This window comes from Tepidiphilus olei (genome assembly GCF_006980705.1).
Lineage (GTDB): Bacteria > Pseudomonadota > Gammaproteobacteria > Burkholderiales > Rhodocyclaceae > Tepidiphilus > Tepidiphilus olei.
In genome coordinates, this window is the sequence record NZ_SBHO01000004.1 from 46231 (window position 1) to 69971 (window position 23741).

Annotated in this window: 17 protein-coding genes and 3 pseudogenes; 7 read left to right on the forward strand and 13 right to left on the reverse strand. The window is 57.0% G+C overall.

Translation table 11 applies throughout. The features are described 5' to 3' along the window. Position 1: 1 nt before the first annotated feature. The 3 genes from cysT to EPD80_RS05985 form a co-directional block, all read right to left on the reverse strand. On the reverse strand, positions 2–835 hold the full coding sequence (cysT, locus tag EPD80_RS05975) for a sulfate ABC transporter permease subunit CysT (RefSeq protein ID WP_142810255.1): 834 nt from the start codon (positions 833–835) through the stop codon (positions 2–4). Next, the gene (locus EPD80_RS05980; RefSeq protein WP_142810258.1) at positions 832–1833 is read right to left on the reverse strand and encodes a sulfate ABC transporter substrate-binding protein; all 1002 of its coding nucleotides are present in this window, start codon (positions 1831–1833) and stop codon (positions 832–834) included. The genes cysT and EPD80_RS05980 overlap by 4 nt, the downstream gene beginning before the upstream one ends. A gap of 181 nt (positions 1834–2014) precedes the next feature. Continuing rightward, a complete protein-coding gene (locus EPD80_RS05985; RefSeq protein WP_142810260.1) occupies positions 2015–2644 on the reverse strand; it encodes a DUF5625 family protein in 630 nt (209 codons plus the stop codon). A gap of 429 nt (positions 2645–3073) precedes the next feature. Here EPD80_RS05985 and EPD80_RS11580 point away from each other — a divergent pair, with 429 nt between their 5' ends. Both EPD80_RS11580 and EPD80_RS05995 read left to right on the forward strand, forming a co-directional pair. Continuing rightward, the gene (locus tag EPD80_RS11580) at positions 3074–3325 is read left to right on the forward strand and encodes a hypothetical protein (RefSeq protein WP_385915996.1); all 252 of its coding nucleotides are present in this window, start codon (positions 3074–3076) and stop codon (positions 3323–3325) included. A 175-nt stretch (positions 3326–3500) separates the two neighbouring features. Beyond that, positions 3501–3971, forward strand: a pseudogene (locus tag EPD80_RS05995) (IS5 family transposase); the annotation flags it as partial. Positions 3972–4119: 148 nt separating this feature from the next. Here the strand turns inward: EPD80_RS05995 and EPD80_RS06000 are convergent. The 3 genes from EPD80_RS06000 to EPD80_RS06010 form a co-directional block, all read right to left on the reverse strand. Beyond that, entirely contained in the window at positions 4120–4431 is a 312-nt protein-coding gene (locus EPD80_RS06000; protein ID WP_142810262.1) for a hypothetical protein, read from the reverse strand. A gap of 76 nt (positions 4432–4507) precedes the next feature. Further along, the gene (qac, locus tag EPD80_RS06005; RefSeq protein ID WP_142810264.1) at positions 4508–4840 is read right to left on the reverse strand and encodes a quaternary ammonium compound efflux SMR transporter QacL; all 333 of its coding nucleotides are present in this window, start codon (positions 4838–4840) and stop codon (positions 4508–4510) included. A gap of 575 nt (positions 4841–5415) precedes the next feature. Next, positions 5416–6015, reverse strand: coding sequence for a type IV toxin-antitoxin system AbiEi family antitoxin domain-containing protein (locus EPD80_RS06010; protein ID WP_142810266.1), 600 nt, complete (start codon positions 6013–6015; stop codon positions 5416–5418). A 155-nt stretch (positions 6016–6170) separates the two neighbouring features. Between EPD80_RS06010 and EPD80_RS06015 the strand changes: the two genes are divergently transcribed. Both EPD80_RS06015 and EPD80_RS06020 read left to right on the forward strand, forming a co-directional pair. Then, on the forward strand, positions 6171–6320 hold the full coding sequence (locus EPD80_RS06015; RefSeq protein WP_206673397.1) for a hypothetical protein: 150 nt from the start codon (positions 6171–6173) through the stop codon (positions 6318–6320). A 3-nt stretch (positions 6321–6323) separates the two neighbouring features. Beyond that, positions 6324–6644: a helix-turn-helix domain-containing transcriptional regulator gene (locus EPD80_RS06020; protein WP_142810268.1), complete on the forward strand. Its 321-nt coding sequence runs from the start codon at positions 6324–6326 to the stop codon at positions 6642–6644. A 137-nt stretch (positions 6645–6781) separates the two neighbouring features. Here the strand turns inward: EPD80_RS06020 and EPD80_RS06025 are convergent, their stop codons facing one another. From EPD80_RS06025 to EPD80_RS06045, 5 genes and pseudogenes are all read right to left on the reverse strand, one after another. Continuing rightward, positions 6782–7219, reverse strand: coding sequence for a hypothetical protein (locus EPD80_RS06025; RefSeq protein WP_142810270.1), 438 nt, complete (start codon positions 7217–7219; stop codon positions 6782–6784). Positions 7220–7302: 83 nt separating this feature from the next. Beyond that, on the reverse strand, positions 7303–7785 hold the full coding sequence (locus EPD80_RS06030) for a hypothetical protein (RefSeq protein WP_142810272.1): 483 nt from the start codon (positions 7783–7785) through the stop codon (positions 7303–7305). A gap of 77 nt (positions 7786–7862) precedes the next feature. Further along, complete coding sequence (locus EPD80_RS06035) at positions 7863–8174, reverse strand: hypothetical protein (protein WP_142810274.1); 312 nt, start codon at positions 8172–8174, stop codon at positions 7863–7865. A 109-nt stretch (positions 8175–8283) separates the two neighbouring features. Continuing rightward, a pseudogene (locus tag EPD80_RS06040) lies at positions 8284–8871 on the reverse strand (N-6 DNA methylase); the annotation flags it as partial. 174 nt (positions 8872–9045) lie between these two features. Continuing rightward, positions 9046–9770 (reverse strand): annotated as a pseudogene (locus tag EPD80_RS06045) (transposase). Between the two features lie 132 nt (positions 9771–9902). Between EPD80_RS06045 and EPD80_RS06050 the strand changes: the two are divergent. After that, the gene (locus EPD80_RS06050; RefSeq protein ID WP_142810275.1) at positions 9903–13277 is read left to right on the forward strand and encodes an STY4851/ECs_5259 family protein; all 3375 of its coding nucleotides are present in this window, start codon (positions 9903–9905) and stop codon (positions 13275–13277) included. A 9-nt stretch (positions 13278–13286) separates the two neighbouring features. Further along, positions 13287–19520 carry a DEAD/DEAH box helicase gene (locus EPD80_RS06055; protein WP_142810277.1) on the forward strand — a complete coding sequence of 2078 codons (6234 nt, stop codon included), beginning with the start codon at positions 13287–13289 and terminating at the stop codon, positions 19518–19520. Between the two features lie 233 nt (positions 19521–19753). Here EPD80_RS06055 and EPD80_RS06060 read toward each other — a convergent pair whose 3' ends face one another. After that, positions 19754–20752: a sulfate ABC transporter substrate-binding protein gene (locus EPD80_RS06060; RefSeq protein ID WP_142810278.1), complete on the reverse strand. Its 999-nt coding sequence runs from the start codon at positions 20750–20752 to the stop codon at positions 19754–19756. 810 nt (positions 20753–21562) lie between these two features. Here EPD80_RS06060 and EPD80_RS06065 point away from each other — a divergent pair. Continuing rightward, complete coding sequence (locus EPD80_RS06065; RefSeq protein WP_185957731.1) at positions 21563–23281, forward strand: cation:proton antiporter; 1719 nt, start codon at positions 21563–21565, stop codon at positions 23279–23281. On the opposite strand, the gene EPD80_RS06070 is transcribed toward EPD80_RS06065, so the two are convergent. Further along, the gene (locus EPD80_RS06070) at positions 23214–23699 is read right to left on the reverse strand and encodes a hypothetical protein (RefSeq protein ID WP_142804194.1); all 486 of its coding nucleotides are present in this window, start codon (positions 23697–23699) and stop codon (positions 23214–23216) included. The genes EPD80_RS06065 and EPD80_RS06070 overlap by 68 nt on opposite strands. Positions 23700–23741: the final 42 nt, after the last annotated feature.

The window sequence follows — 23741 nt, forward strand, 5'->3', positions numbered from 1 at the left end:
GTCATTGCTCCTTGCCGCCGCGGCGGGCGGCCCAAGCTTGCAGGGCGTTGATGACGAGCAAGAGGGTGAAGGAAATGACCAGCATCACCGTAGCGATGGCGGTGGCGCCCGCCTCGTTGTACTGTTCGAGCTGGCCGATGATGAGCAGCGGCACGATCTCCGAGACGAAAGGGATGTTCCCGGCGATGAAGATCACCGAGCCGTACTCCCCCACGGCACGGGCGAAGGCGAGCGCAAACCCGGTGACGGTGGCCGGCAGCACGTGAGGCAGGATCACGTGACGGAACACCTGCCAGCGGCTCGCCCCCAGGCTCGCGGCCGCCTCTTCGAATTCCGGCTCGAATTCCTCCAACACCGGCTGCACCGTACGCACCACGAAAGGAATGCCGATGAAGACGAGCGCCACGAGAATGCCCAACGGCGTGAACGCGACCTTGACCCCGAGCGCGGCGAGCCACCCGCCCAACCAGCCGTTGGGCGCGTAGAGCGCGGTGAGTGCGATGCCGGCCACCGCCGTGGGCAAGGCGAACGGCAGGTCGATGAGGGCATCGACCAGGCGCTTGCCTGGAAAGGAGTAGCGCACCAACACCCAAGCGAGCAGCAGACCGAAGACGGCATCGATCGCCGCCGCCGCGAGCGCCGCCCCGAAAGAAAGCCGGTAGGCGGCGAGCACCCGCGGGTTGCTCACCACGTCCACGAATTCCCCCCAACCCAGCTCCAGCGTCTTGCCGAACACCGCCGCCACCGGCAGCAGCACGATGAGGGAGAGGTAAAAGAGTGTATAGCCGAGCGTAAGGCGAAAGCCCGGCAACACACCCGTATGCACCGCCATCATTTCTTCCCAATGATTTGGTCGAACACACCGCCATCGGCGAAATGGGTCCGCAGCACTTCTGCCCAGCTACCGAAGCGCGCTTCGACCGTGAAGGTATCCACATTCGGAAAGCGATCGGCATGGCGCTGCCGTACCCGAGGGTCGCTCGGTCGCAAGTAATGCTTGGCCATCACCTCCTGCGCCGGTTCGCTGAAGAGAAACTGCAAATAAGCGCGCGCCACCTCCGCCGTGCCGCGTTTGGCCACCACCGGCTCCACCACCGCCACCGGCGCCGGCGCCTCGATGGAGACGGACGGATAGACGATCTCGAACTCCTTGCCGCCCAGCTCCTGCGCGATCAGGCGAGCCTCGTTCTCGAAGGTGACAAGCACGTCGCCCACCCCGCGCTGGGTGAAGGTGGTGGTCGCCCCGCGCCCGCCGCCGTCGAGCACCGGCACGTTGCGAAAGAGCCTGGTGACGAAGTCGCGTGCCCCCTCGTCCGACCCCGTTTTCTGGAGCGCATACCCCCAGACGGCGAGATAGGTATAGCGGCCGTTGCCGGTCACCTTGGGATTGGGCACGATCACCTGCACCCCCTCGCGCACGAGGTCGTCCCAATCGCTGATGGCCTTGGGATTGCCCCGGCGCACGAGGAAGACCATGGTGCTGGAATAAGGTGCCGCCTGATTGGGAAAACGCGTGCGCCAGTCGGGCGCGACGAACCCTCGCTCGGCCAGGAGCTCGAGGTCGGATGCCTGGTTCATGGTCACCACATCCGCCTCCAGCCCCGCCGCCACGGAAAGCGCCTGCTTGGACGAGCCGCCATGCGACTGGCGGATCGTCACCGCCTCCCCTTTGCTCGCCTGCCACGAAGCAGCGAAGAGCGGATTGATCTCTTTATAGAGCTCGCGCGAGACGTCGTAGGACACGTTGAGCAAGCTCGTCTCGGCCCTCGCCGCACCGGCAGCGACAAGGGTCAGCAAGGCCATCAAGGCAGCAAGAAAACGCCAGAATCGCATCGTCCATCCTCCCGTTCGATGAGGAGGATGGTAGCGAGCGGGTATAGGCGGTTCAACGGGGCGGGGGTTGGTAGGTTATGGCGAAGGGGAATAAGGGGGCGAGGGGTGAAGTCGATCAGGGGGTCATGATGGGATCGTCGGGGACGTGACACATAACGTTAAGTTGAGGGGCGCGCCGCCGCTAGGTGGAGCGTCCCCTCGAACGATATGTTAGACCTGCACGCCAGAACAAAAGCACCATGGCATATACGGCCGCAGGCCACGCGAGAAAGATGTAGCCCATGGATCCCCACCACACGAGCCCCATTTGCCATGTAGTAGCGGTCTTGGGCTGAAGTTCGATTGCAATGTGCGTTCGAATATGCGACAGCTCCTGTACTGGCCGAGTTACCTCTGCCTCGAATATGTATTTGCCCGGCTGAACTTGGATGACGCCTACACCGCGGTAAACGTGCGCGCGCGACCAGCCGTTTGAATCAATAGACTCGACTAAGCCACTGGAAGCTGTTGCTCCAGTTTCACCGTTTTTCAACGACCACCGAATTGGAACGGGCACACCCTTTGAACATTCCTCCTCGGGAAGGCAGATGCCCATCGCGCCAATCAACTTTTTGAGTTGATTAAATTCGATGCCGTCTCGTTCAAATTTGAGTTGAACCATGTAACGCTCTGGGATTCGTATCTCGACTTCGTCTCGAACAGAACCCGGAGGCGAGAGTGAAATGACAGCATCCAATGGGTTCTGCGTAACCCAGTCACTCCAGATGGGAAAGGCAACAATCCATAGCGCCGCCACGATAAGCAATGCCATGAGTCGCCACTGCTGTATGCAGAACTCGCGCATAGAAGGTCTAACTGTCAGGTCCCGGACGATTGCGTGGAATTTTCATGAACAATTCAGGTTTTTCGGCGTACCATTTCTTCATGGCCTTTCTGGAGGATGTGGTGATTGTACAGCCAAACGTGATGGGCGCCCCGAAAAACCCTCTCCACCCCCGCCCCTGATAAAATTCCCATGTCCTGATTCGTGAGGAGCCCAAACCATGACGCGCCGCACTGCGATCCAACCCGATCTTTTTGCTGCAGAGGAGCATCGCGCCAAGCTCGAGCGACTCGGCGATCCCCTGCGGGAGATGGAGGCAGTAGTCGACTTTGCGGCGTCGACCGCGGAAGTGGAGAAGATTGCTCCGCTCGAGGATCAACCCAAAGGCGGGCGGCCCCCTGTCGGATCGAGACGAGGGTGCGCATCGCGGTGTTGAAGCGCATCCACGGGCGCCTGGACGAGCAGATGGGTTTCCACGGCAAGAGCCACTACGGCTACAAACTTTCGGTCTGTGTCGATCGCAAGCACAAGCTCATCCGGCGCCTGAAGACCGACACGGCCCGCACCCCCAGCCATGCAAGAACCGGCTTTGCCCTCACCCTGATGGCCGCCTGCTACAACATTCGGCGCACGGTGTGGCTCGTGAAGTCCAACGCCATCCCCTGGTGAGGCCCACCCACGGCCGCAGTGTGCCCGCAGCGGCCGGGGGCAAGGAAAAACCGGGGCACGAGGCCGCAACGAGCGGCCAGAACGGGGGGAAATCGGGTGGAATTCAGTGCCGGGTGTCATGAAGAGCCAGTTTCACCGCGAATTTCCCGGAAAATGGGGGTTGATCGAGGTTCCCCAATGGCACTTCGGCATGAAGGCGCACATCGGTGTGGATGCCACTTCGGGCCTGACCCACACGCTGATCGGCACCGCGGCCAATGTCGGCGACGTCACACAAGCCCAGGCGCTGCTGCATGGGGACGAGACGGACGTCTTTGGCGATGCCGGCTACCAGGGGGTGGAGAAACGAGCGGAGAACCTGGAGCTTCCCGTACGCTGGAACATCGCCCTGAAGCGCGGCCAGCGCAAGGCACTGGCCAAGGACGAGGAAGGCCAAACCCAGGCGCGCCTCGAGCAGCTCAAGGCGAGCATCCGTGCCAAGGTCGAACACCCCTTTCACGTGGTGAAGAACCTCTTTCGTCATCGCAAGACCCGCTATCGGGGCTTGGCCAAGAACACGGCTCAGCTTTTCACCCTCTTTGCGCTGGCCAATCTGGTGCTCGCGCGCCGGTGGTTGTTGACACCGGACACCCGGATTGCGTCCTGAATCTGAGCGCAAGGGGGGTTATTCGACCCCCGAGGCGCTCCGGGAGACAGGATATCCCCCGTATCGGACCATTTTTGCCCCGTTTTGTCCTGAAAACGGGGTACGTCTTGACAAGAGGGGACCAAGGGCTTACTTGTTCAGCGGTTCCTTAGAGGGTTTCACGGGAAGATAACCAAGACCAAGCCAATGCCGCTGCCTTTTCATGGCTGAAGCCACGGAAAGCAGCCCAAGGAGCATTGGGTCTGTTTTCGTCAGACCCCGAAGCCAACAGCCACATTTTAGGCCCGCAACGTGAGTGACCGGCGATATACAAAACACCCTCTTCCATTTCGATAGTCGCGCATTTTCCAAATGACTCCACGTATGCATCATCAATTTCCGGAAGATCAGGCGGACGAATTGATTTGCTGCTTGTGTTGTCTTCGAGGTTCAAGACATAGAGATAGCGATTTGGGTTCAAGATAGCATCCTCCAACGCCTGAATCAAGCCGCGTTGCGAAGCGGCGTCGGCTTGAATGAATTAAATGCCAACCAGATCAATGTGCGCTGACCTTGGAAAGCAGGTTAAGAACGGCTACTCCACTCACAATGAGGCCCATGCCAACGAATGCCCATAAGTCGAGTTTCTGACCATGAAAGATCCAAGCGATAGCTGCTACCAGCAAAATTCCGAGCCCGGCCCACACAGCGTATGCAATACCCACCGGAATGGACTTGAGTGCAAGAGATAAAAAGTAAAAAGCAATACCGTACCCTGCCACAACCACAACAGATGGAACCAATTTTGTGAAGCCATGACTAGATTTTAACGCTGAAGTTGCGACAACTTCGCCGACGACTGCAATGGCCAAGAACAACCAATTCTTCACGCTCTTTCTCCTCGGTACAATGAAGAGATGGTAGTTCCTATAAGAGGCAAACAACAGTCTTGCGGCAATGTTTTTCTGTGAGCACACAAACGCCAAACATGGAATCTAAAAAAACAGTATGACACTTCGAAAGACCCTCTCCCTCCTCGTCTCTGATAAAATTCCCCTGTCCTGATTCGAGAGGAGCCCAAAACCATGACGCGCCGCACCGCGATCCAGCCCGACCTCTTTGTCGCAGAAGAACATCGCGCCAAGCTCGAGCGACTATATAAAATACCATTAGCATAATAAATAGTAGTTGTCCTAACAATGACTATCGACACCTCCGGCGTTTTTTCATCATCATAACCACGTTCCACAAAAAATCAATTCCCCATAACTCTTTTCAATACCTCTCCATGCAGCTCCGCAAATCTCGCCTCCGTGCGCTTGATGCGAGTGTGCATCATGTGCGCCCTCTCCTCACTGCGCCACGATGCGATCGAACACGCTGCCGTCGGCGAGATGTTCCTGCTGCCCCTCCTGCAGGCCGCCGAAATCCTTGGTGCACATCGAGGAAGTCACATTGCGTCCGCTCACGTCAGCGCCGCCAGATAGGGGCGCATCACATTGGCCACCCGACAGACTTGGGCGCAGTGCCACAGGTCATCCATCTTCACGCGCTTGGCGTTCCAAGCTTCGCGCAGGGCTTCGAGCGCGACGTCCAGTCCGATCTTGTTGCGGTACTTGAAGCAGTCGACCACCGTCTTGGCCACGCTCGTCACCTGCACGGTGACGCCATCGACCCGGTGCTCTTCCACCCCTTCGGTCAGCGCCTCGCCACTGAAGCGCACGATGCGCAGCGGCGGGTAGTCCATCTTGTGGGCTCGCGCCTTGTTGGGAATCGCTACCCATACCTCGAACGGTGATTGAGTGGTCAGGCCGTGAAACTGCAGTGCCGACAACAGGCACACCACGACATTCGGGTGCTTGCCGGCCACCGCGGCCAGGGTGACGTGCTCGGACATCGGTCGATCCGGCAGCGCGTAGAGGCCGCGGCACAGCCGGGTCAGCTTGCCTTTCCGGGCCAGCGTGCTGAGTACCATCCGCGAAAATCCGCACACCTCCACGTCGCGTGGGCGCAGCAGTCCTTGGCGGCGAGCCAGTTCGAAAATGAAAGTGTGGGCATTGTTCATAAAAACATTATTTCATAATGTCGGTAATTGTAAATTTTTACCGACTTTTTGAAAAATCCGGACCTGACCCCCTCATTTCTTGGCTTCACGCACCTCTGCGGCAAACGTCCCTCCAGTGGTAACCATTGCCACAATTGGCGAGAAAGGGAACTTATATGTCACTCTATTTCAAAGACGGCTTGAAGCTCATTGTCCTGCTCGGCGGCGGCAGCAAGAAGCGACAACAGAAAGACATCGATGAGGCGCTGGCCTTGTGGGAGGACTACAAGCGCCGCAAGGCACTCCAGCCGAACAAAGGAGCGTGAACCATGGCACTGACCCGTGATTTCAAAGAAACCGTGGCAGCCCGCGTGCAGAGCGACCCGGCTTTTGCCCAGGCGCTGCTCGACGAGGCGATCACCCTGTTCATCAATGACGAACCCGAGACCGCCAAACCCATCCTGCGCGATCTGGTCAATGCGACGATCGGTTTCGAATCCCTGGCCGAAGAGATTCACAAGCCGGCCAAGAGCCTGCATCGGATGCTGTCGGCCTCGGGCAATCCCACCATGAGCAACCTCTCAGCGATCTTCGCCGCCATCAAGCGCGCGCTGAATGTGGAAGTCCACACCCGCGTCGTCATGGCATGAGACTGCTTTGCCGGTCAAGAGCGCCCCTGCGACCCGGCGCACCATCCAAGGTTCGAACCTACCGGTGCCCTTCGATGAACCGTTCCAAGCGCATGGCATCGAGAATCGACTGATCTTTTCATAAAAACACCGCGTAATCATCCGGGACCTGACACTTGGGGGGGTCGCTCAGCATGGCGACGAAACTCCGGCCAAAGCAGCACAAATAGACAGACGAGGCAACAGCCGGTGAGAACCAAGCCCTGAGCAAGAGCGATAGGCGTGAAGCTGAAGCCGGACAAAATGCGACCGACATTGTTGCCCACGATGGTGCCAAAAAGCCAAGTGGGGAACAGGAGAAGAACGGCGCATACGCGGCGGCAGACCTTCAAAAAACGTGGGTAGCGCGGAGGAACAATGGCTGGAAGCCAAAGCGGGATAGCCAAAGCCACACCGGCAACAAACCAAAAAACAAGAATGCTGTTCGAAAATTGTTCAGGTTCCGCAGCCCGCGAAAACCCGGCGCCAGAGAGCGCGAAAAACCCTCCGCAAAGGGTTGCGCTCATGAGCAAGACCACACGCGAAAGCAGGGGCATGAAAATCACCTAACGTTCAAGCTCAGGGGCGCAAAGCCGGCTTGCCGGCGAAGCGTCCCTCTGGAGCGGAGGGTTAGCCAGACCTACTCGTTGCATGGCAGGTTACGGAAAGCGCCCCGATTTACAACTTGTAACAGACGCGCGGTATCGAAGACCGTTGACTCAGTGCGATCAGCGACATAGTCAGTTACTTTAACAGTGGCCTCAAGACGATAGCCGCACGCACCCTTTGGTTTCTGGTTCGGCACTTGCAATAACTTCATCGCAGCGATGCGGTTTGAGAAGCAAAACCACGGGTCTCTTGGGTCATCCACTCCGCGCGGGATGACCTTAGCCGAGACCTTCTCGGGAAACAGGCAGACTTGGTCTCCAATCATTTCGATGGAATCGTCGTCGGTTCTACGTTCAATGGTTCCAGACACGGTGACTTGGCCAGAGTAGTAGACAAGACTGCCCTTGGTGTTGATCTTTACCAGTCGCTCGTTTGACGGACCTTCGGCATTAGCGCCTATCGAAGCCGCAAGAAGAAATACAAGCACGAATGTTGAAAGGAGTCGAGACGGCATGTAATACCCTTGGCTAACGTTCAAGCTCAGGGGCGCGAGCCAGCGTAGCTGGCGAAGCGTCCCTCTGGAGCGGGATGTTAGGCATGTTTCCTCCTTGGGTGGTGATAACGCCAATTAGCCAAGCAGAGGTAACCAAATGAAAAGACGCCGAGACTGAAGCCGACCCCATAACACCACGGTTTTAGTTCAGGGGATGGTGCCAATGTTCCTGCCATCTCCGCAAAAAACCAGCCAACAGGTGCGAATATCAGAAGCGGTGTCATGACCAACATGGCCACGCCTTCTCCGAAGTGTAAGCGCAGCGGAAAATAGGCCCAAGGCAGAACAGAAATGGCGAGCAAAATGCACCAATCTCGTCCATCAATTTTCCATTGAAATCCCAGCTTCATCGCCAGATCCGGGCAAACAGAACAAACAGTATACACCTTAACAAGTGTATACTCAGCACAAAACAGGTGTATATCACCCAGCTTTTGTTGATTCGAGTACGTCGACCAACTAGGGCAAAGGCGGCAGCCCGAGTTCCGCGAGAAATGCATTATGCCGCTCGGTCGCCTCCTTGATCTTCTGATCGATGGCGAGCAGCTGCGCATGAACCGCAGCCAGGTCGATTTCCTCTTCTTTTTGCGCCGTGCTCACGTAGCGCGAAATGTTGAGGTTGAAATCATTGCGCTCGATCTCATCCAGGCTCACGCGCCGCGAATAGCGGGGCTCCTCCTTGCGATATTGGTAGGTGTCGACGATCTTGGCGATGTGCTCGGGCAGCAGCAGGTTTTGCCGCTTGCCTTTCTCGAAATGCTCCGCCGCGTTGATGAAGAGCACGTCGTCCGGCTTGCGGCATTTCTTGAGCACCAGGATGCACACCGGAATACCCGTTGAATAAAAAAGGTTCGCCGGCAGGCCGATCACCGTGTCGATGTGGCCGTCTTTGAGCAGCTTGGTGCGGATGCGCGCCTCGGCGCCGCCGCGAAAGAGCACGCCGTGCGGCAGGATGATGGCCATCACGCCGTCGTCCTTGAGGTAGTGAAAGCCGTGCAGCAAAAAAGCGAAATCCGCGGCGGACTTGGGCGCCAGGCCGTAATTCTTAGGAACCTCGATCACCCCCATTTTCCGGGAAACTCGCGGTGAAACAGGCTCTTCATGACACTCGGCACTGAATTCCACCCGATTTCCCCTTGTCTTGGTCGCCTGTCGCGGCCTCGTACCCCGGTTTTTTCCTGCCAACGGCCGCTGCGGGCACCCTTTGGCCGTGGGTGGGCTTCACCAAGGGATGGCACCGGACTTCACGAGCCACACCGTGCGCCGAATGTTGTAGGAGGCGGCCATCAGGGTGAGGGCAAAGCCGGTTCTTGCATGGATGTGGGTGCGGATCATCTTGCCGCCCATGGCCTCGATCGCGGCAAACACGTGCTCAACCCGGGCACGGACGCGGGCAATGCGCGTGTTGCGTATTTTTTGCCGCTTGGGCAGTGGCTGGTGGGGCTTGGCCTTGCGCTGGATCTGCGGCCGGTAGCCTTTGGCCTGCAGCGCTTCTTCCCTCTCCTTGCCCGCATGGCCCCGGTCGGCATGGACGTCGCGGCACGTGTTGCCGGAATCGAGCAGCGCCTCGAAGTGCCGGCTGTCGTGGGTGCTGGCCGTGTCGGTCTTCAGGCGCCGGATGAGCTCGTGCTTGCGATCGACACAGACCGAAAGTTTGTAGCCGTAGTGGCTCTTGCCGTGTTTCTTGGGCTTGAAACCCATCTGCTCGTCCAAGCGCCCGTAGAGACGCTTCAACACCACGATGAGCCCCTCGTCTCGATCGGATAGGGCGGCCGTCCGCCTTTGGGGTGATCCTTGAGCGGGGCAATCTTCTCCACTTCCGCCACCAACGCTGCAAAATCGATCACCGCCTCCATCTCCTGCAGGGGGTCGCCGAGTCGCTCGAGCTTGGCGCGATGCTCCTCTGCAGCAAAAAGATCGGGTTGGATCGCAGTGCGGCGCGTCATGGTTTGGGCTCCTCACGAATCAGGACATGGGAATTTTATCAGAGCGGAGTAGAGGGGTTTTTCGAGATGCTCTATGGATTCAAAAATCTGAGTTAAACTGATCAGCACGCGTTCGCCAAGTAGAGGAAATTGATGGCGTTTAGCATTTTTATAGACTGGAAGCGCAAATTTTTGGCCAGTCGAGGTCTTGAACAACCTGATCGTCGGGCACTCTTCCAGTATCGAGTAACGGAAGCCGAATTCATCGAGCTCGAAAACCTGCTACGCAAATGGCTCGGCATGCTGCTGGTGCGATTCGAACTCGGAAAAATCACCTCACTGAGTGGATTTTCAGCACTTTTCGTGCTCTACGCTGCCGAATGGTGGCGCCGCCGGTTTGACGGTTCGCATTGGTCTTGGGACCCCATTCTGAAAGACCTCAACGCCGACCCCGACGATTGGAGCCAGGCCCAGCGCAGTGCATGTATCGAGCGAGGACTCCAGGATTGGGGACTTTCAGTCAAAAAAAGCGGTGGACTGCGTTTCCTTGGAAGTGTCGCCGTCCAAGGCGGGCTACCGCTCAAGCTGCTAGCAGAGGCTCGGGGCAAAATCGGTTTGTTGCTCAGTCAGGTGTTAAAGCAAGCCGCGGGTACCAGCATTACCCCAAACGATCTGCTGACCTGGGTCGAAAGCCTGCAAAGCACATTGCCCAAAAGCTACCGGCAGGCCGTCATTTTTACCTTGCTGGCCGACGTTGCCTGGATCGTCTTACGTTTGAAGGAACAAGCCGGACTCACCGGTGCCACAGACGCGATCGCGCGCCTCGATCAGCGAGTCGACAACTGGCGCGAGCGATTCCCACTCCCTATCGACGACCACCATGCCCGTGGCTTGATCGAGCAGCTGGTTCGCGACGCCGCAAAGGTCAAGGTCGAACGACGGGAGGCCGTGCTACTCGTGGAGCGACAGCTTAGACAGGAAGAAGAAGGCGTATGGTCTTTGGTTTCCAACCTGACGCTGCCAGAGAGCATTTCGACCGCCCAGATCGCCAAGCTGTTTGGCATCGACCCTGATGAGATGCCAAGAGTTGGCGAATTATCCCTCAGGGTCGGCGACGCGCATCTGACTACGACCATCCGCCGGATGGCCAGCCAGGATGGCTACCGAATCCAGCGCCTGCCTTGGGGATTCTCAGGTCAAGCGGCGGCGGAAGAACATCTGCTTCAACTTTCCGCGTTGGATGGTCGTGTCTGGGCGATTACAGCCCCGCGTGGCGAAGCGCTGGACAACGGCTTGCCGTGGATATTTTCTGCGGAAGAATCCTCGAACCGACTACTGCGCCAAGGTAGCGGTAATGTGGCCCCTGTGGACGTCCTCATCGCTCTACCAAAGGAATGGACATTCGTCGATGGCAGCCATGCCGACATCCGTCCGCATGGCTCGCTGCCCCAATTCTCTCGCTGCATTTACCGATTGCGCGGATCGGTTCAAGCCAGGGACGATAATGGCCTGACTTGCCGCATTCGCACCGGCCAGGCTGCTGCCCCTGAGGAAAGTTACGAATGGCATGGCCAGCGGCTCTGGCTTAATTTCAAAAAGCCCACCATTGCATTCAAAGGGCTTCCTACGCTTTATCGCGCAAGCGATTCTGTAAGCCAAAAGGTCGATGGCAGCCCAGCATGGTCTTTCATCGGCGCAAACACGCAAAGTTCTTCGCCACTCATCGGCCCATTGCAAGCACGCTACCCCGCCACCGGCGAAGTCAAGCACCGTAGCCGCATGCTTGTTCTGCCTTCCGATGCGGCAATAACGATTCAACCATGCGATGCGAAATCGGGCCTCATCGAGCTTGCAAGCTGGGGAGCGATCGCTGCCAGAACGCAAACTGAGGGCGTCAGGCTCGAGAGCAAGCTGCACGGCGATGATCTACATCTGACGCTCACAGCTACCTCCGATAGGCGCACTCCAGAAACGGTCGATATCGAACTATTTTGGCCGCACACCACCACGCCGGTCAGGCTGACCCTTCCTTTCCCTGCAAAAGGCGTCCGTGCTTTCGATGCCAACGGCAAAGAAATCCTTGCCGGCAGCCTGTTGGCCGCTCAACGATTACTCGGTATACGTCTGCTGATCCTCAGCGGCGGCCAAAGCAGTCGTGTGGCGATCGAAATGGCGGCGAATGGCAGTCGCACCGTGCACGTTCATCAACTGCGCCATTTGCCAGATGCACTTATCACCGAAGTTCGTCTCCAGGACTACGCCGATGACATTCAGCGTCTGCTCTCTGCCGACGATGGTCCAGACGCGCGTGTGCGTGTTTCTTTGCGCATCGGTGGCAGCGAATGTTTCCATCTCGACATCGCACGTTACGCTGCGAAACTGAAGAGGCGCGACAGCGTCATCAGCCTCGACACTGACGACAACATAGCGCTCACAGCCGATGACTTTGCCAAGATGAGGGCGCTCGCCCTCCGCCTCGAACATCCAGGCGATGAGGCAATCCAGCTGCAATCTTGCGAGTCTGAAGGTGTACCGACAGGAACGTGGCGATTCGATCCGCATTCGAAAGAACCCGGTTGCTGGCTGATCTATCCGAGTCCAGATACAGCCATGCCGTTTCGTCCAATCATCTGGCCAGTGCAAGGCGAGCATTCGCTTGCAAGCGGTCTTGCGCGCGCGCTTGGCATCATCGATCAGGCAGAGCGGGAAGCGGCCATCGATGCGGAAATCGATCACATGTCCCGGAACTTCGTGGATGACGGTTGGGCAGAGATAGAACGGCTCGCCGGACAAGTCGGCCACCTGCCGCTTGCAACCCTCGACATATGGCGTCGCCTCGCACGATCCCCGCACGGCATGGCTTCGCTAGCGCTACGCGCTGGCAACCTGCCCAGCGGTTTCCTCGACCGTTTCGACCAAGAACTTCCTTTTGCATGGGAAATCGTCCCCTTCTCGGCCTGGAAGCAAGCAGTGGACTGCCTGGATGAGCAATGCCGGGAAATCTACGGACGAGAAGCCGGCAAAATCGTATTTCAGAGCTTTTTGGATGTACGTATCAAAGACATTACGGCGCGAAACGGCGCCTTGCATTATTTGCTCGGTATCGCCACTGCCGAACACGCCTCTCCCGAGGCCAGGCGGCAGCTCGAGGCGCTCAAGGGGCTTGGCGCTATTGCCGACCAGCAGCTCTTTCAGGGTGAGGACAGTTTACTCATGCGCCTACGCCGTTCGCATTGCGACGATGAGTGGCCCACAGGGTTGCACCGAATCCTCGCTGATGCGCGCAAACGCGCCGAAATCTCACCTTACCTTTGTCCAGATCGGTTTGATTACGCAGACGGCGCCATCAATCTGCCACTGCTGCTCGCCGCGCAAGTCGCGCACGATCAAGCCCAAGAATGGTTTGCCAACCCCCTAGCTATCAACCTGCTAAAAGCGCATAAAGCCTTCGACCCCGAGTGGTTTGAAGAAGCCTACAACTTAACCATAGCACGTTGCCTTGCGGCAGGAGTTCTCTCCACAACTTAAGGAGCGAAGATGAGCCAGATAATTTTTGCCGATCTTTTGCCAACACTGGCGAATCGTGCAAAACAGGCCGCCATCAGTCGTCTGGGTATCGCCAATGTGCCGCTGCGCCGCTACCTGGCCGAAATGTTCGACCGCCCTTTTGGGATGCCTGGGGCATTTCTTGCCGATGCGACTTTTGAAGCCACCTTCGGCTGGATGAAGGCCGATCAGCGTATGGCCGATCTTGCCGGCACTTTGCTCTCCCCGTTCCTCGTCCAGGCAATGGACGAGCCTCCAGCAGAGTTGGCCAAAGACTATCGATTCCCGCAGGATCAATACCCATACAGCCACCAACTCGAAGCCTGGAGCATCCTCTCACGGTCTGTTCCTCAATCCATCGTCGTCGCGAGCGGCACCGGTTCCGGCAAGACCGAATGCTTCATGGTTCCCATCCTCGATCGCCTCGTGAGACTGCGCGAGGAGAAACGAGGTCCACTCGTCGGGGTCAGGGCGCTATTTCTTTACCCACTAAATGCATTGATCAACAACCAGCGCGAACGCTTGCGTGCCTGGACACATGCTTTTGGTGGAGACATTCGGTTTTGTCTCTACAACGGCAACACGCCGGAACGTCCCGAGCCGTCTTGGGATCGGCAAAAGCATCCTTGCGAAATCGCCGATCGTGAAACGCTTAGAGCCTCGCCGCCGCCCATCCTGGTGACCAACGCCACGATGCTCGAATACATGTTGGTTCGCACCGCAGATGCGCCAATTTTGGAGCATTCACAAGGCAAGCTGGAATGGATCGTGCTTGACGAAGCGCATACCTATGTCGGCTCGCAAGCAGCCGAAGCGGCATTGCTTATTCGCCGCGTGTTGATTGCCTTTGGTGTAAAGCCGGAACAGGTTCGTTTCGTCGCTACATCCGCCACCATCGGCGACCCCGAAGGAGAATCTGGACAGAAACTCAAACGATTCCTGGCTGAAGTCGCTGGCGTATCCTTGGATCGGGTTCATTTGGTCGTCGGACAGCGCCGGATTCCTGCGCTGGATGGCAAGAACCCAAAGACCCATACGCCTGTGGACAAACTTGCCGACATCGATGCCGGCATCGAAACGGCCCCCAAACGCTACGACGCATTGGTAAATGACATCACGGCGCGCAGATTGCGAGATTTGTTCGTCGGCGATCCAAACAAGTCGCCTGTCGCCAGATTGTCGGAGATATGCAAAACCATTGGTCTCGATGAATTACCTTTGCATGATCAGCAGTTGAATGCATTGCGTTGGATCGACTTGCTCAGTGCTACGCGCGACGGTACGGGCCCAGGCAAAGATGAAGGGGAGGCATTCCTGCCGGTGCGCGCGCATCTGTTTCATCAAACCTTGTCTGGTTTATGGGCCTGTGCAGATGCGCAATGTCAAGCCAAACATGGATCATCCTTGGATGACCAGGCATGGCCTTTCGGACAGGTCTATTTCGATCCTAGGAAGCATTGCGACTGCGGCAGCCCAGTCTATGAAGTCGTGACATGCAACGGATGTGGTGCCGTCTATCTTCAAGCCGGTGAATTCAAAAACCAGCTTACGCACTTGCAAACGTTCGCCGCGCTCGATGAGTTCGAGCTGGAAGTAGAACCTGGCGAAGTTGCCGATGCAGAGGAGCAACCGGAAAACGACGAAGATGTCGATTCAAGACTCCAAAAGAAAGTGCTCATCGTCAATCGCAAACTACCTAATGTCGGCACCTTGGATGTCGAGCGGTCTAAGCGCCTGATCACCGAGGCCTCCGACAAAACCTTGCGCTTGCTCGTTCAGGAAGAAGATGGAAACGGTCTTTCATGCCCGGCATGCGGAAGTGATGAGTCATCTTATAACAAAAAACTATTTCATGAATGTCGTTTGGGCGCACCATTTCTGCTGGGTATCATTCTTCCTACGCTTCTCGAATATGCACCCGATGGCGATAAACCGGCAGATCACCCCTATCGAGGCCGACGCTTGCTGACCTTCAATGACAGTCGCCAAGGCACGGCGCGCATGGCGGCGAAACTTCAACAGGATGCCGAACGCAATCGCGTGCGCGGACTGGTTTATCACCTGACCTTGCAACACGGCCTCAGCGAGGCTAATGCGCAAACGGTCGCGCTCGAAAACGAAATCAAAACGCTCGAATCGATCTATGCCAGCACCCCCAATCCAACGCTGAGAGCGCTCATCGACACCAAGCACAACGCGTTGCTGAAACTAAGGCGTCCTAGTCCGATCGCTTTCAATGATCTGGCGCAGTACCTGGCCAATCAGGGCAAGGACTTCGAATACATGCTCACGCACTACCGTCGCATCGCGCCAGGTGCATTCGGCGATGTCAGCGGCCCCATCGAACTGGCGAAGATGTTTCTGGTTCGCGAATTCGGCAGACGCCCCAAGCGCCTGAACAACCTCGAAACTATGGGTTTGGTTGCCGTTCGCTATCCAGCAATTAATAGTATCTCCCTCCCCGAATCCGTCAAACGAACAACAGATTTCGACTTGGCTGCCTGGCATGATTTTCTCAAGATCTGTCTGGATTTCTTCGTTAGGGCCGGAGGGTCTTTGGAAATCTCCTCCGCCTGGCGCAATTGGCTCGGCATGCCATTTCCGCAAACCTGGCTGGTGCCAAGGGATCAAGCGGATACGAGCCGCTCTCAGCGCCGCTGGCCGCGAGCACGACGAAGCGGGCCGAAAAGCACGCTCGTGCGTCTGCTTACCTACGCATTGAAAGCAGATCTTCAAAACCCCTACGATGAAGACCGCGTCGACACTGTTCTCGTGGCCGCCTGGGATGCCTTGTGCGCCGCCGGACTTCTGCAGCAAAGGGGGGATGGCAGAGTGCTGCCACTCGATCGCCTGGCCTTTGGTCCGATCAGCGAAGCCTGGATATGCCCTGTAACGCGCCGTTTTTTGGATACCACCCTAGGCGGGTTGACGCCATACCTACCAGAGAAAGCGACCGACGAGACTGCGCGCTGCGAACAGGTTACATTGCCCTTGTACGACGAACCATTTGCCGGGGTTACCGACGATCTCGAAAGAATTCGCCGGGGCAGAGAATGGCTTGCGCGACACGAAAACATTGCACAATTGCGCGAACAAGGTCTATGGTCAGCAATCAATGATCGGGTCATCGAGCTCTCCCCTTATTTCACCGCAGCGGAACATTCTGCCCAGCAAGATTCGCACACCCTCGAACGCTACGAAAAGGCGTTCAAATCAGGCGACTTGAATCTGCTGTCTTGCTCGACGACGATGGAGATGGGTATCGACATCGGCGGCATCAGTCTGGTCGCGATGAACAACGTTCCGCCGCATCCTGCCAGCTACTTGCAGCGTGCTGGTCGAGCCGGGCGACGCCAGGAGTCACGTTCTCTGGCGATGACGCTGTGCAGATCCAACCCGCACGATCAGGCTGTTTTCAGCAACACCCGCTGGGCTTTTGATATCCAACTGCCCGTGCCGCGGGTGTCCCTGGACAGCCCGATCATCGTGCAACGCCACGTACAATCGCTCTTACTTTCACGCTTTCTTTACGAAGCGCTGAAGGGCAGCGGCCATGAGAAAACGCGCCTTACCTGCGGATCATTCTTCTTAGGCGACGAGCCGCTCGATAAGCGCTACATGGCTTGGTGCAAAGGGGGAATGGACAAACGCCCCGATATCGCACGCGATTTGCGGCTGCTCCTGCGTCACACTGTTTATGAAGGTGCTGACCTCGACCGCCTATGCGACATCGCCACAGAGCGCATAGACGAACTCGCCAAAGCCTGGCGACAAGAACACGATAACCTCAAAAGAGAGGCGGAAGAAGCACGAAAAGACTCGATGGCTTTGGCCGCCATCAACAAGCACATCGGTCGCTTGACTGAGGAATATCTCTTGCGTGACCTATCCACTCGTGGTTATCTGCCTGCTTATGGATTCCCAACGCATATTGCAACGTTTGACAACTTCGCATGGAGCCGAGAGCGGATGACCAAAGGTCGCGATGACAACCGCTACCGCAGGCGAGAAATGCCTAGCCGCGACCTCGTCACTGCATTGCGCGAATACGCGCCCGGTTCGGAAGTCGTCGTCGACGGCCTGGTATACAAATCTGCAGGCATCACGCTTAACTGGCATATTCCGGCCGATCAGCAAAGCGCTCGCGAAATTCAGGACATTCGCTTTGCTTGGCGTTGCCGCCGCTGTGGTGCGAGCGGTTCCAGCCATAGCCGCAATATGGCCTGTCATTGTGATGCCTGTGGCGCAAAAATTTCAGCCGAGAACATCCGCGAGTTTCTCGAGCCTGCCGGTTTCACTGTCGACTATTACAAAGAGCCGAGCAACGACATCACGACCCAGCATTTCGTCCCGGTAGAGCCGGCCTGGGTCGATGCCAGGGGGGCATGGATCCCTCTGCCCAACCCCTCACTCGGAAGGTTTCGCATATCTACAACCGGCCACGTATTCCACCAGTCTCGCGGTCTTCATGGAACTGGCTACGCCCTTTGCCTAGAGTGTGGGCGAGCAGCGCCCATGCCCAAAGAGGATGAGCTCCCCGAGATCTTTCAGAAACCCCACACCAAGCTACGTATGCGCGGAGAGAAGGGTACCTACTGCAAAGGAAGCGACGATCCTTGGCGGATCAAGAAGGGCATCACGCTTGGACACGAAACGTGGACCGATATCTTCGAAATTCAGTTAAAGACCAATGGCGTTTGGTTGAATGAACCAAAAGCTGCGCGCACCCTGGCAGTTGCCCTTCGCGATGCGCTGGCTGAATCGATCGGCATTCAAGCCTCTGAGCTCGGTTGTGACATAAAAGAAGCATGCCCGGACACTGGGACGATCTGCCAGTCGATTTTGATTTACGACCGCTTTGCGGCGGGTTACGCCTCGAGCGCTGAGCGCTATCTGGGCACGCTCTTCCATCAAGCGCGCAAGCATCTGGAATGCCCCGCAAACTGTGATAGCGCGTGCCCGCACTGCGTGCTTGACTTTGATCAGCGCTTTGCCGCAGATAGCCTAGATCGCCATGCTGCATTGGAGATGCTGACCGATGGTTGGTTAAATAGCCTTTGTCTTCCCGATGAATATCGCTACTTCGGAAACGACTCAGTTCCAGAATTTCGCCAGCTGCCGGAAGCCATCTGGAGGGTGATTTCTCGTCAAAGCGTCCATGCCGTCCGCCTTTACACCGGTGGTCATGCAGCGGACTGGGATGTTGGTATCTCGCCCTTACGCGAGCTTGCTTACCGTCTGGCTGGGCAAGGGATCGCAGCCGAGATCGCCATACCCAGGTCAATCTTCAACGACCTGGAGGAGGCAGATCGTCATCTGATTGCTAGTCTGGCTGATCATCCAAAAATCTCGATCTGTGAAATTCAAAATGCTTTGCCATGCGGCCATGGATGGTTGTTGGCAGAGACACTGTCTAGTCCCTCATTCCGTTGGGCTTTGGGCGATGCGTGTTCGATCGAGTTCAACGCCGAATGGGGTAACACCAGCGACGGGCCTTTAGTAGCAACGGTAGCTCAGACATTTCTCGATATCCCCACCGTCAGACGCACCGCCGAATCGATTCGACCTGCGTTGCTCGATGCCGGCGACTGCGAGATCGAAATTCACCACGAACTCGATGGATCTGTACAGGGCTTTGGAATGCGGTTGTGGACCTTGCTTGCCCAATCCCACCCGGCAACGCAGATGCGTCTGGCAGATCAAGAGGATGAGGTCGTTGCGGTAACTTACCGCGACCGTTACTTGTTTACTCCCTTGTCGATTGCCTTGTTGGCCGATCTCATTGCCGGCCTGCGCGAGCGCGTTGGACTGTCTCGCTGGGCGGTACGTGCAATTCTCATTGTTACGACTCATCGTCGTCCGACGGGAGAAAACATCTCCAAAAACCGCATTTGGTCTGACTGGGCGGATTCGGCAATGAGAGACCAAGCGCTAAAGGCTGCCTTTGGTTATCTCGGCATCGATGCCAACGTTGAGCTCGCGGATACATCAACAACAGGCCACAGCCGGTTACTCGAAATCATATGGTCGTCCGGAAAGAAACACACCTTGCACCTCGATCAGGGTGTCTCCTACTGGCGGGCATCCTACACGAACAGCAAACAAGCAACATTCTTCGATACCAGCGACGATAACTTCGCCGAGATCGGAAAACACCTGGCAGAGTTGTCGATACAAATCGAAGGATCAACGCTGCCGACTTATGTATTTTCTAAAGTTCGATGATGGAGTAATGGTTGGCGCAACATGTATCGGAATCTGCGGATGATGCGATCTACCTGCCTTTCCGTGCCCAGTCAGTACTTTACTTGTCAGATCCCGGACGATTACGCCGATCCGGGATGACCCGGTCGGCCAAGGCGACGGCCTAGGAGACGTCGTGGGCGACGAGGACGGCCGTACATTCCTCTTCCCGCCGCAGGCGCTCGAGGAGAGTGTGCATCATGTGCGCCCTCTCCTCACTTCGCCACGATGCGATCGAACACGCCGCCATCGGCGAAATGTTCCTGCTGCACTTTCTGCCAGCCGCCGAAATCTTCGATCGTCAGCAGTTCGAGCTTGGGAAAACGGGCGAGGTCGGCCGGGGCGGCGTATTGGGGATGGACAGGGCGGTAGTAGTGCTTGGCCGCGAGGCGCTGGCCCTCGGGGGAATAGAGGTATTCGAGGTAGGCGCGGGCGATTTCGGCGGTGCCGCGGCGGGCGACGACGCTGTCGACCACCGCCACCGGCGGCTCGGCGAGCACGGACACCGACGGGACGACGATCTCGAAGGCGTCCGGCCCGGATTCCTGCAAGGCGAGGAAAGCCTCGTTTTCCCAGGCGAGCAACACGTCGCCCAGGCCGCGCTGCACGAAGGTGTTGGTGGCACCACGGGCGCCGGCGTCGAGCACGGCCACGCGCCGGTAGAGTTCGCGCAAATAGTCGGTGGCCTTGGCCTCGTCGCCGAGCCAGCGTTTGTGCGCCCAGGCGAGCGCCGCGAGATAGTTCCAGCGTGCCCCGCCGGAGGTCTTGGGATTGGGCGTGATGATGGAGACGTCGCCCTTGACGAGGTCATCCCAGTCGCGGATGGCCTTGGGATTGCCTTTGCGTACGAGGAAGACGATGGTCGAAGTGTAAGGGGCGCTGCGCTGCGGCAGGCGCTGCTGCCAGTCGGGGGCGAGTTTGCCCTCCTGGGCAATGGCATCGATGTCGTAGCCCAGCGCCAGGGTGACGACGTCGGCCTCCAGTCCGTGGATCACCGCCAGCGCCTGCTTGCCCGAACCGCCGTGCGACTGGCGAACCGTCACCGTCTCCCCGGTGCGCTCTTTCCAGTGGCGCGCGAAGGCGGCATCATAGGCTTGGTAGAACTCCCGTGTGGGATCGTACGAGACGTTGAGCAACGACACGTCGGCACGCGCGCTGCCCAGCGCCAAGGCCGCCGCGGCGGCGACAAAGAACGAATGAGGTATGAAACGCATGGCGATCTCCCGACTGATGATGACCTCATGGTAACGAGGTCACATAGTCGGGAGAAGCTGGTTTTTTCCAGTTTTATATTACTTTCAAGAATAAATCGATCGAGATAGAATCTTTCCTACGATGACTTCAAAGAAGGCATCCACCAGCAACACCCTCCAAGCCACCCCGAGCGGCCGACCATATGCGTGTTCTACAGGGATTGGAGCATCTGGGCCAATCGGTGTGCTACAAGGATTCGTCAGAATTTCTGTGGACACCTCGACCCTTACTGATCCAAACTGATCCATGCCATCGGACGGGCAAGAGCCGACTTTACCCCCATCTCGATGACCTCTTGCGACGATATCCGGCGCACGGATGGCTCGTGCAGCCCAACGCCATCCCTTGGTGATGCCCACTCACGCCGCTGGGCGCCGAAAGTGGTCGAGGCTGAGTAAAATCGGGTACGATGCCGTAACGAGCGGCCAAAACGACGAAAATCGATGGCAAACAAATATCTATCGTCATCGACGGCCTATTACAATCCATATTTCATGAAAAAATGGTTTGATCGATATTTCGAAAAACAATTAGAAATCTTTTGTCATGAAAATAGACGTCCCTGATACTTTTATGCTTGAATAGCAAAATGTCCGGACTTTATACAAAATTTTTGAGTAACGAATTTTCTTTGCTTACAATAAAAAGACATTTCATTTTTTCATTTGAAAATACATGATGTCAATAAAATACAGGCAATATCCGCCAAAACAAACTCGTCAAGTGGTATAATATTTACTTATTGGGATTTCACGGCGATCAAACCCATGATGGAGCATCTCACACAAATCCTCTTACTCCTGTCCATAGCGATAGCCGTCGTGGTTACATTTCAGCGGCTACACGTCCCGACCAGTCTGGGTTATTTATTGGTGGGTGTAATTCTCGGGCCACATACTTTGGGGCCAACGGTTTCGGTACCCGAACTCGAAAAACTTGCCGAATTCGGCGTCGTCTTTTTGTTGTTCACGATCGGGCTCAATTTCTCCCTGCCTCAATTGCAAGCCTTACGGCACCAGATTTTTGGACTGGGAACCGGACAGGTCGTATTTACAACCTTGCTCGTTGGAATCGTCGCGTGGCTCGCGGGGTTTCCTGTCGCGGTCGCGTTCGTGTTCGGCGCCGCCTTCGCCCAGTCGTCGACCACCATTATCGCAAGCATCCTGAAGGAACGAGGCGAAGACAACACTCAGCACGGGCGCCTCGGGATTGCCATGTCTGTTTTCCAAGACGTCACCGCCGTTCCATTTATCGTCATCATACCCGTGCTGGGCACCTCGGTCTCCGCCGGGGTATTGGCAGGCTCTTTGGGTTGGGCGCTTGCGAAAGCCATGCTCGCGTTCGCACTGGTGTTCATTGCCGGTCGTTGGTTGCTGCGCCCGCTGTTTCATATCATTTCCGAGCAGCGATCGCTCGAAATATTCACGTTGGCAGTGCTCCTGATCGCCTTGCTCGCAGCGTGGACCACAAACAGCCTCGGCTTGTCGCTGGCATTCGGGGCATTTCTGGCTGGAATGATGCTGGGCGAAACGGAATTCCGTCATCAGGTGGAATCGAGCATACGTCCGTTCCGTGATGTACTACTTGGCCTGTTCTTTATTGGTATCGGCATGCGTTTCGACCCAACCGCGATACCACCAATATGGCACTGGGCCCTAGTCGGCGCGCTACTCATTCTGGCGAGCAAGACGCTGATCGTCGCCGCGATGCTGTGCAAGACTGGGGTTGACAACCAAGTCGCGTGGCGTACCGGCTTGTTGTTGAGCGTGGGCGGCGAATTCGGCCTTGCCCTCATTGCCATCGCATTGGATTCCAACGTGATCGAAGGGCAACAGGCTCAGATTGCGATCACCTCGGTATTGCTTTCGATGATCGCAGGCGCCGTTCTCATTCGTTTTAATGGTGTCATTGCGTCCCGGCTCGTCAGTACCCCGCATACCGAGACACCAAGTATTCCCGAGTTACCGGAAACATCGGAACAACAGGTCGTAATTGGTGGTTATGGTCGCGTAGGCCACACCATCGCTGTGCTCTTGCATTCATTCGGTATTCCATTCGTGGCTTTTGATATCGATCCGAAGCGGGTCGCCCAGGGAAGAGCAGATGGTTTCCCTGTATATTACGGTGATATATCTGATCCAGAATTGCTAGCAGCCATCCATGTAGAACGCGCGTCGCTGATAGTGCTTACCACCGACGATCCCACCAAAGCATTGCATGCTCTTGCATATTTACGCAGGAATTGTCCGCAGGTACCGGTCGTCGCGCGGGCACGGGATCTCGAAACGAGCGCAAAGCTCCTTCAAGCCGGCGCGGTTTACGCCTATCCGGAAGCCATTGAAGCGAGCCTGCGCCTTGGCGCAGCGGCGCTACAGATACTTCGGGTGCCGTCTGACGTCATTGATCAAGAGATCCAAGGAATCAGGGACTTGGGCTACAAGCCCGTGCTGGAAGATGAGCCGGACAAGCAGGAAAAAGCTGCCCATTGACGGACTTGTTGGTGGCGCAGACAGATATCGGACAGGATGGACAGCCGCCTTTGGGTTGGCGCCAGGTCCTGGATGATTCCGTGGTCTTTTTTATGAAGCGTTCCGCTTTTTGACTTCGTCGAAACTTGCGCCGATCGCTTTCCGCGAACCATCTTTTCATGGCTTCGATGGGTGTGACATGCACCATGGCTTTGTACCTCGCTGATGCGGCCGTTGCATTGGTCAGCCGATGCTCGATCTCGAGCGCCTGGTACAGGACATCGAAGGTATGCGCTTCCGTAGGGGTATGTTCTTGCGCGGGTAATGAATCGGTGAATTCCTTGCCGTTGTAGGAGAGGATCATACTCAGGCGCAAGAGGCTGCCTCGAGAAGTGCTTGCAGGAAGCTCCGGGTCTTCAGCATCGGGGCTTGTTGCCATGTCGAATGTTCTCCGCCGACACCCCGGTTCTCGGGCAAGGCG

Coding starts and splice junctions, on each gene's coding strand:
- cysT (WP_142810255.1), bottom strand. CDS start 835: ATGATGGCGGTGCATACGGGTGTGTTGCCGGGCTTTCGCCTTACGCTC.
- EPD80_RS05980 (WP_142810258.1), bottom strand. CDS start 1,833: ATGCGATTCTGGCGTTTTCTTGCTGCCTTGATGGCCTTGCTGACCCTT.
- EPD80_RS05985 (WP_142810260.1), bottom strand. CDS start 2,644: ATGGCATTGCTTATCGTGGCGGCGCTATGGATTGTTGCCTTTCCCATC.
- EPD80_RS06010 (WP_142810266.1), bottom strand. CDS start 6,015: ATGAACAATGCCCACACTTTCATTTTCGAACTGGCTCGCCGCCAAGGA.
- EPD80_RS06015 (WP_206673397.1), top strand. CDS start 6,171: ATGTCACTCTATTTCAAAGACGGCTTGAAGCTCATTGTCCTGCTCGGC.
- EPD80_RS06020 (WP_142810268.1), top strand. CDS start 6,324: ATGGCACTGACCCGTGATTTCAAAGAAACCGTGGCAGCCCGCGTGCAG.
- EPD80_RS06025 (WP_142810270.1), bottom strand. CDS start 7,219: ATGCCCCTGCTTTCGCGTGTGGTCTTGCTCATGAGCGCAACCCTTTGC.
- EPD80_RS06030 (WP_142810272.1), bottom strand. CDS start 7,785: ATGCCGTCTCGACTCCTTTCAACATTCGTGCTTGTATTTCTTCTTGCG.
- EPD80_RS06035 (WP_142810274.1), bottom strand. CDS start 8,174: ATGAAGCTGGGATTTCAATGGAAAATTGATGGACGAGATTGGTGCATT.
- EPD80_RS06050 (WP_142810275.1), top strand. CDS start 9,903: ATGGCGTTTAGCATTTTTATAGACTGGAAGCGCAAATTTTTGGCCAGT.
- EPD80_RS06055 (WP_142810277.1), top strand. CDS start 13,287: ATGAGCCAGATAATTTTTGCCGATCTTTTGCCAACACTGGCGAATCGT.
- EPD80_RS06060 (WP_142810278.1), bottom strand. CDS start 20,752: ATGCGTTTCATACCTCATTCGTTCTTTGTCGCCGCCGCGGCGGCCTTG.
- EPD80_RS06065 (WP_185957731.1), top strand. CDS start 21,563: ATGGAGCATCTCACACAAATCCTCTTACTCCTGTCCATAGCGATAGCC.
- EPD80_RS06070 (WP_142804194.1), bottom strand. CDS start 23,699: ATGGCAACAAGCCCCGATGCTGAAGACCCGGAGCTTCCTGCAAGCACT.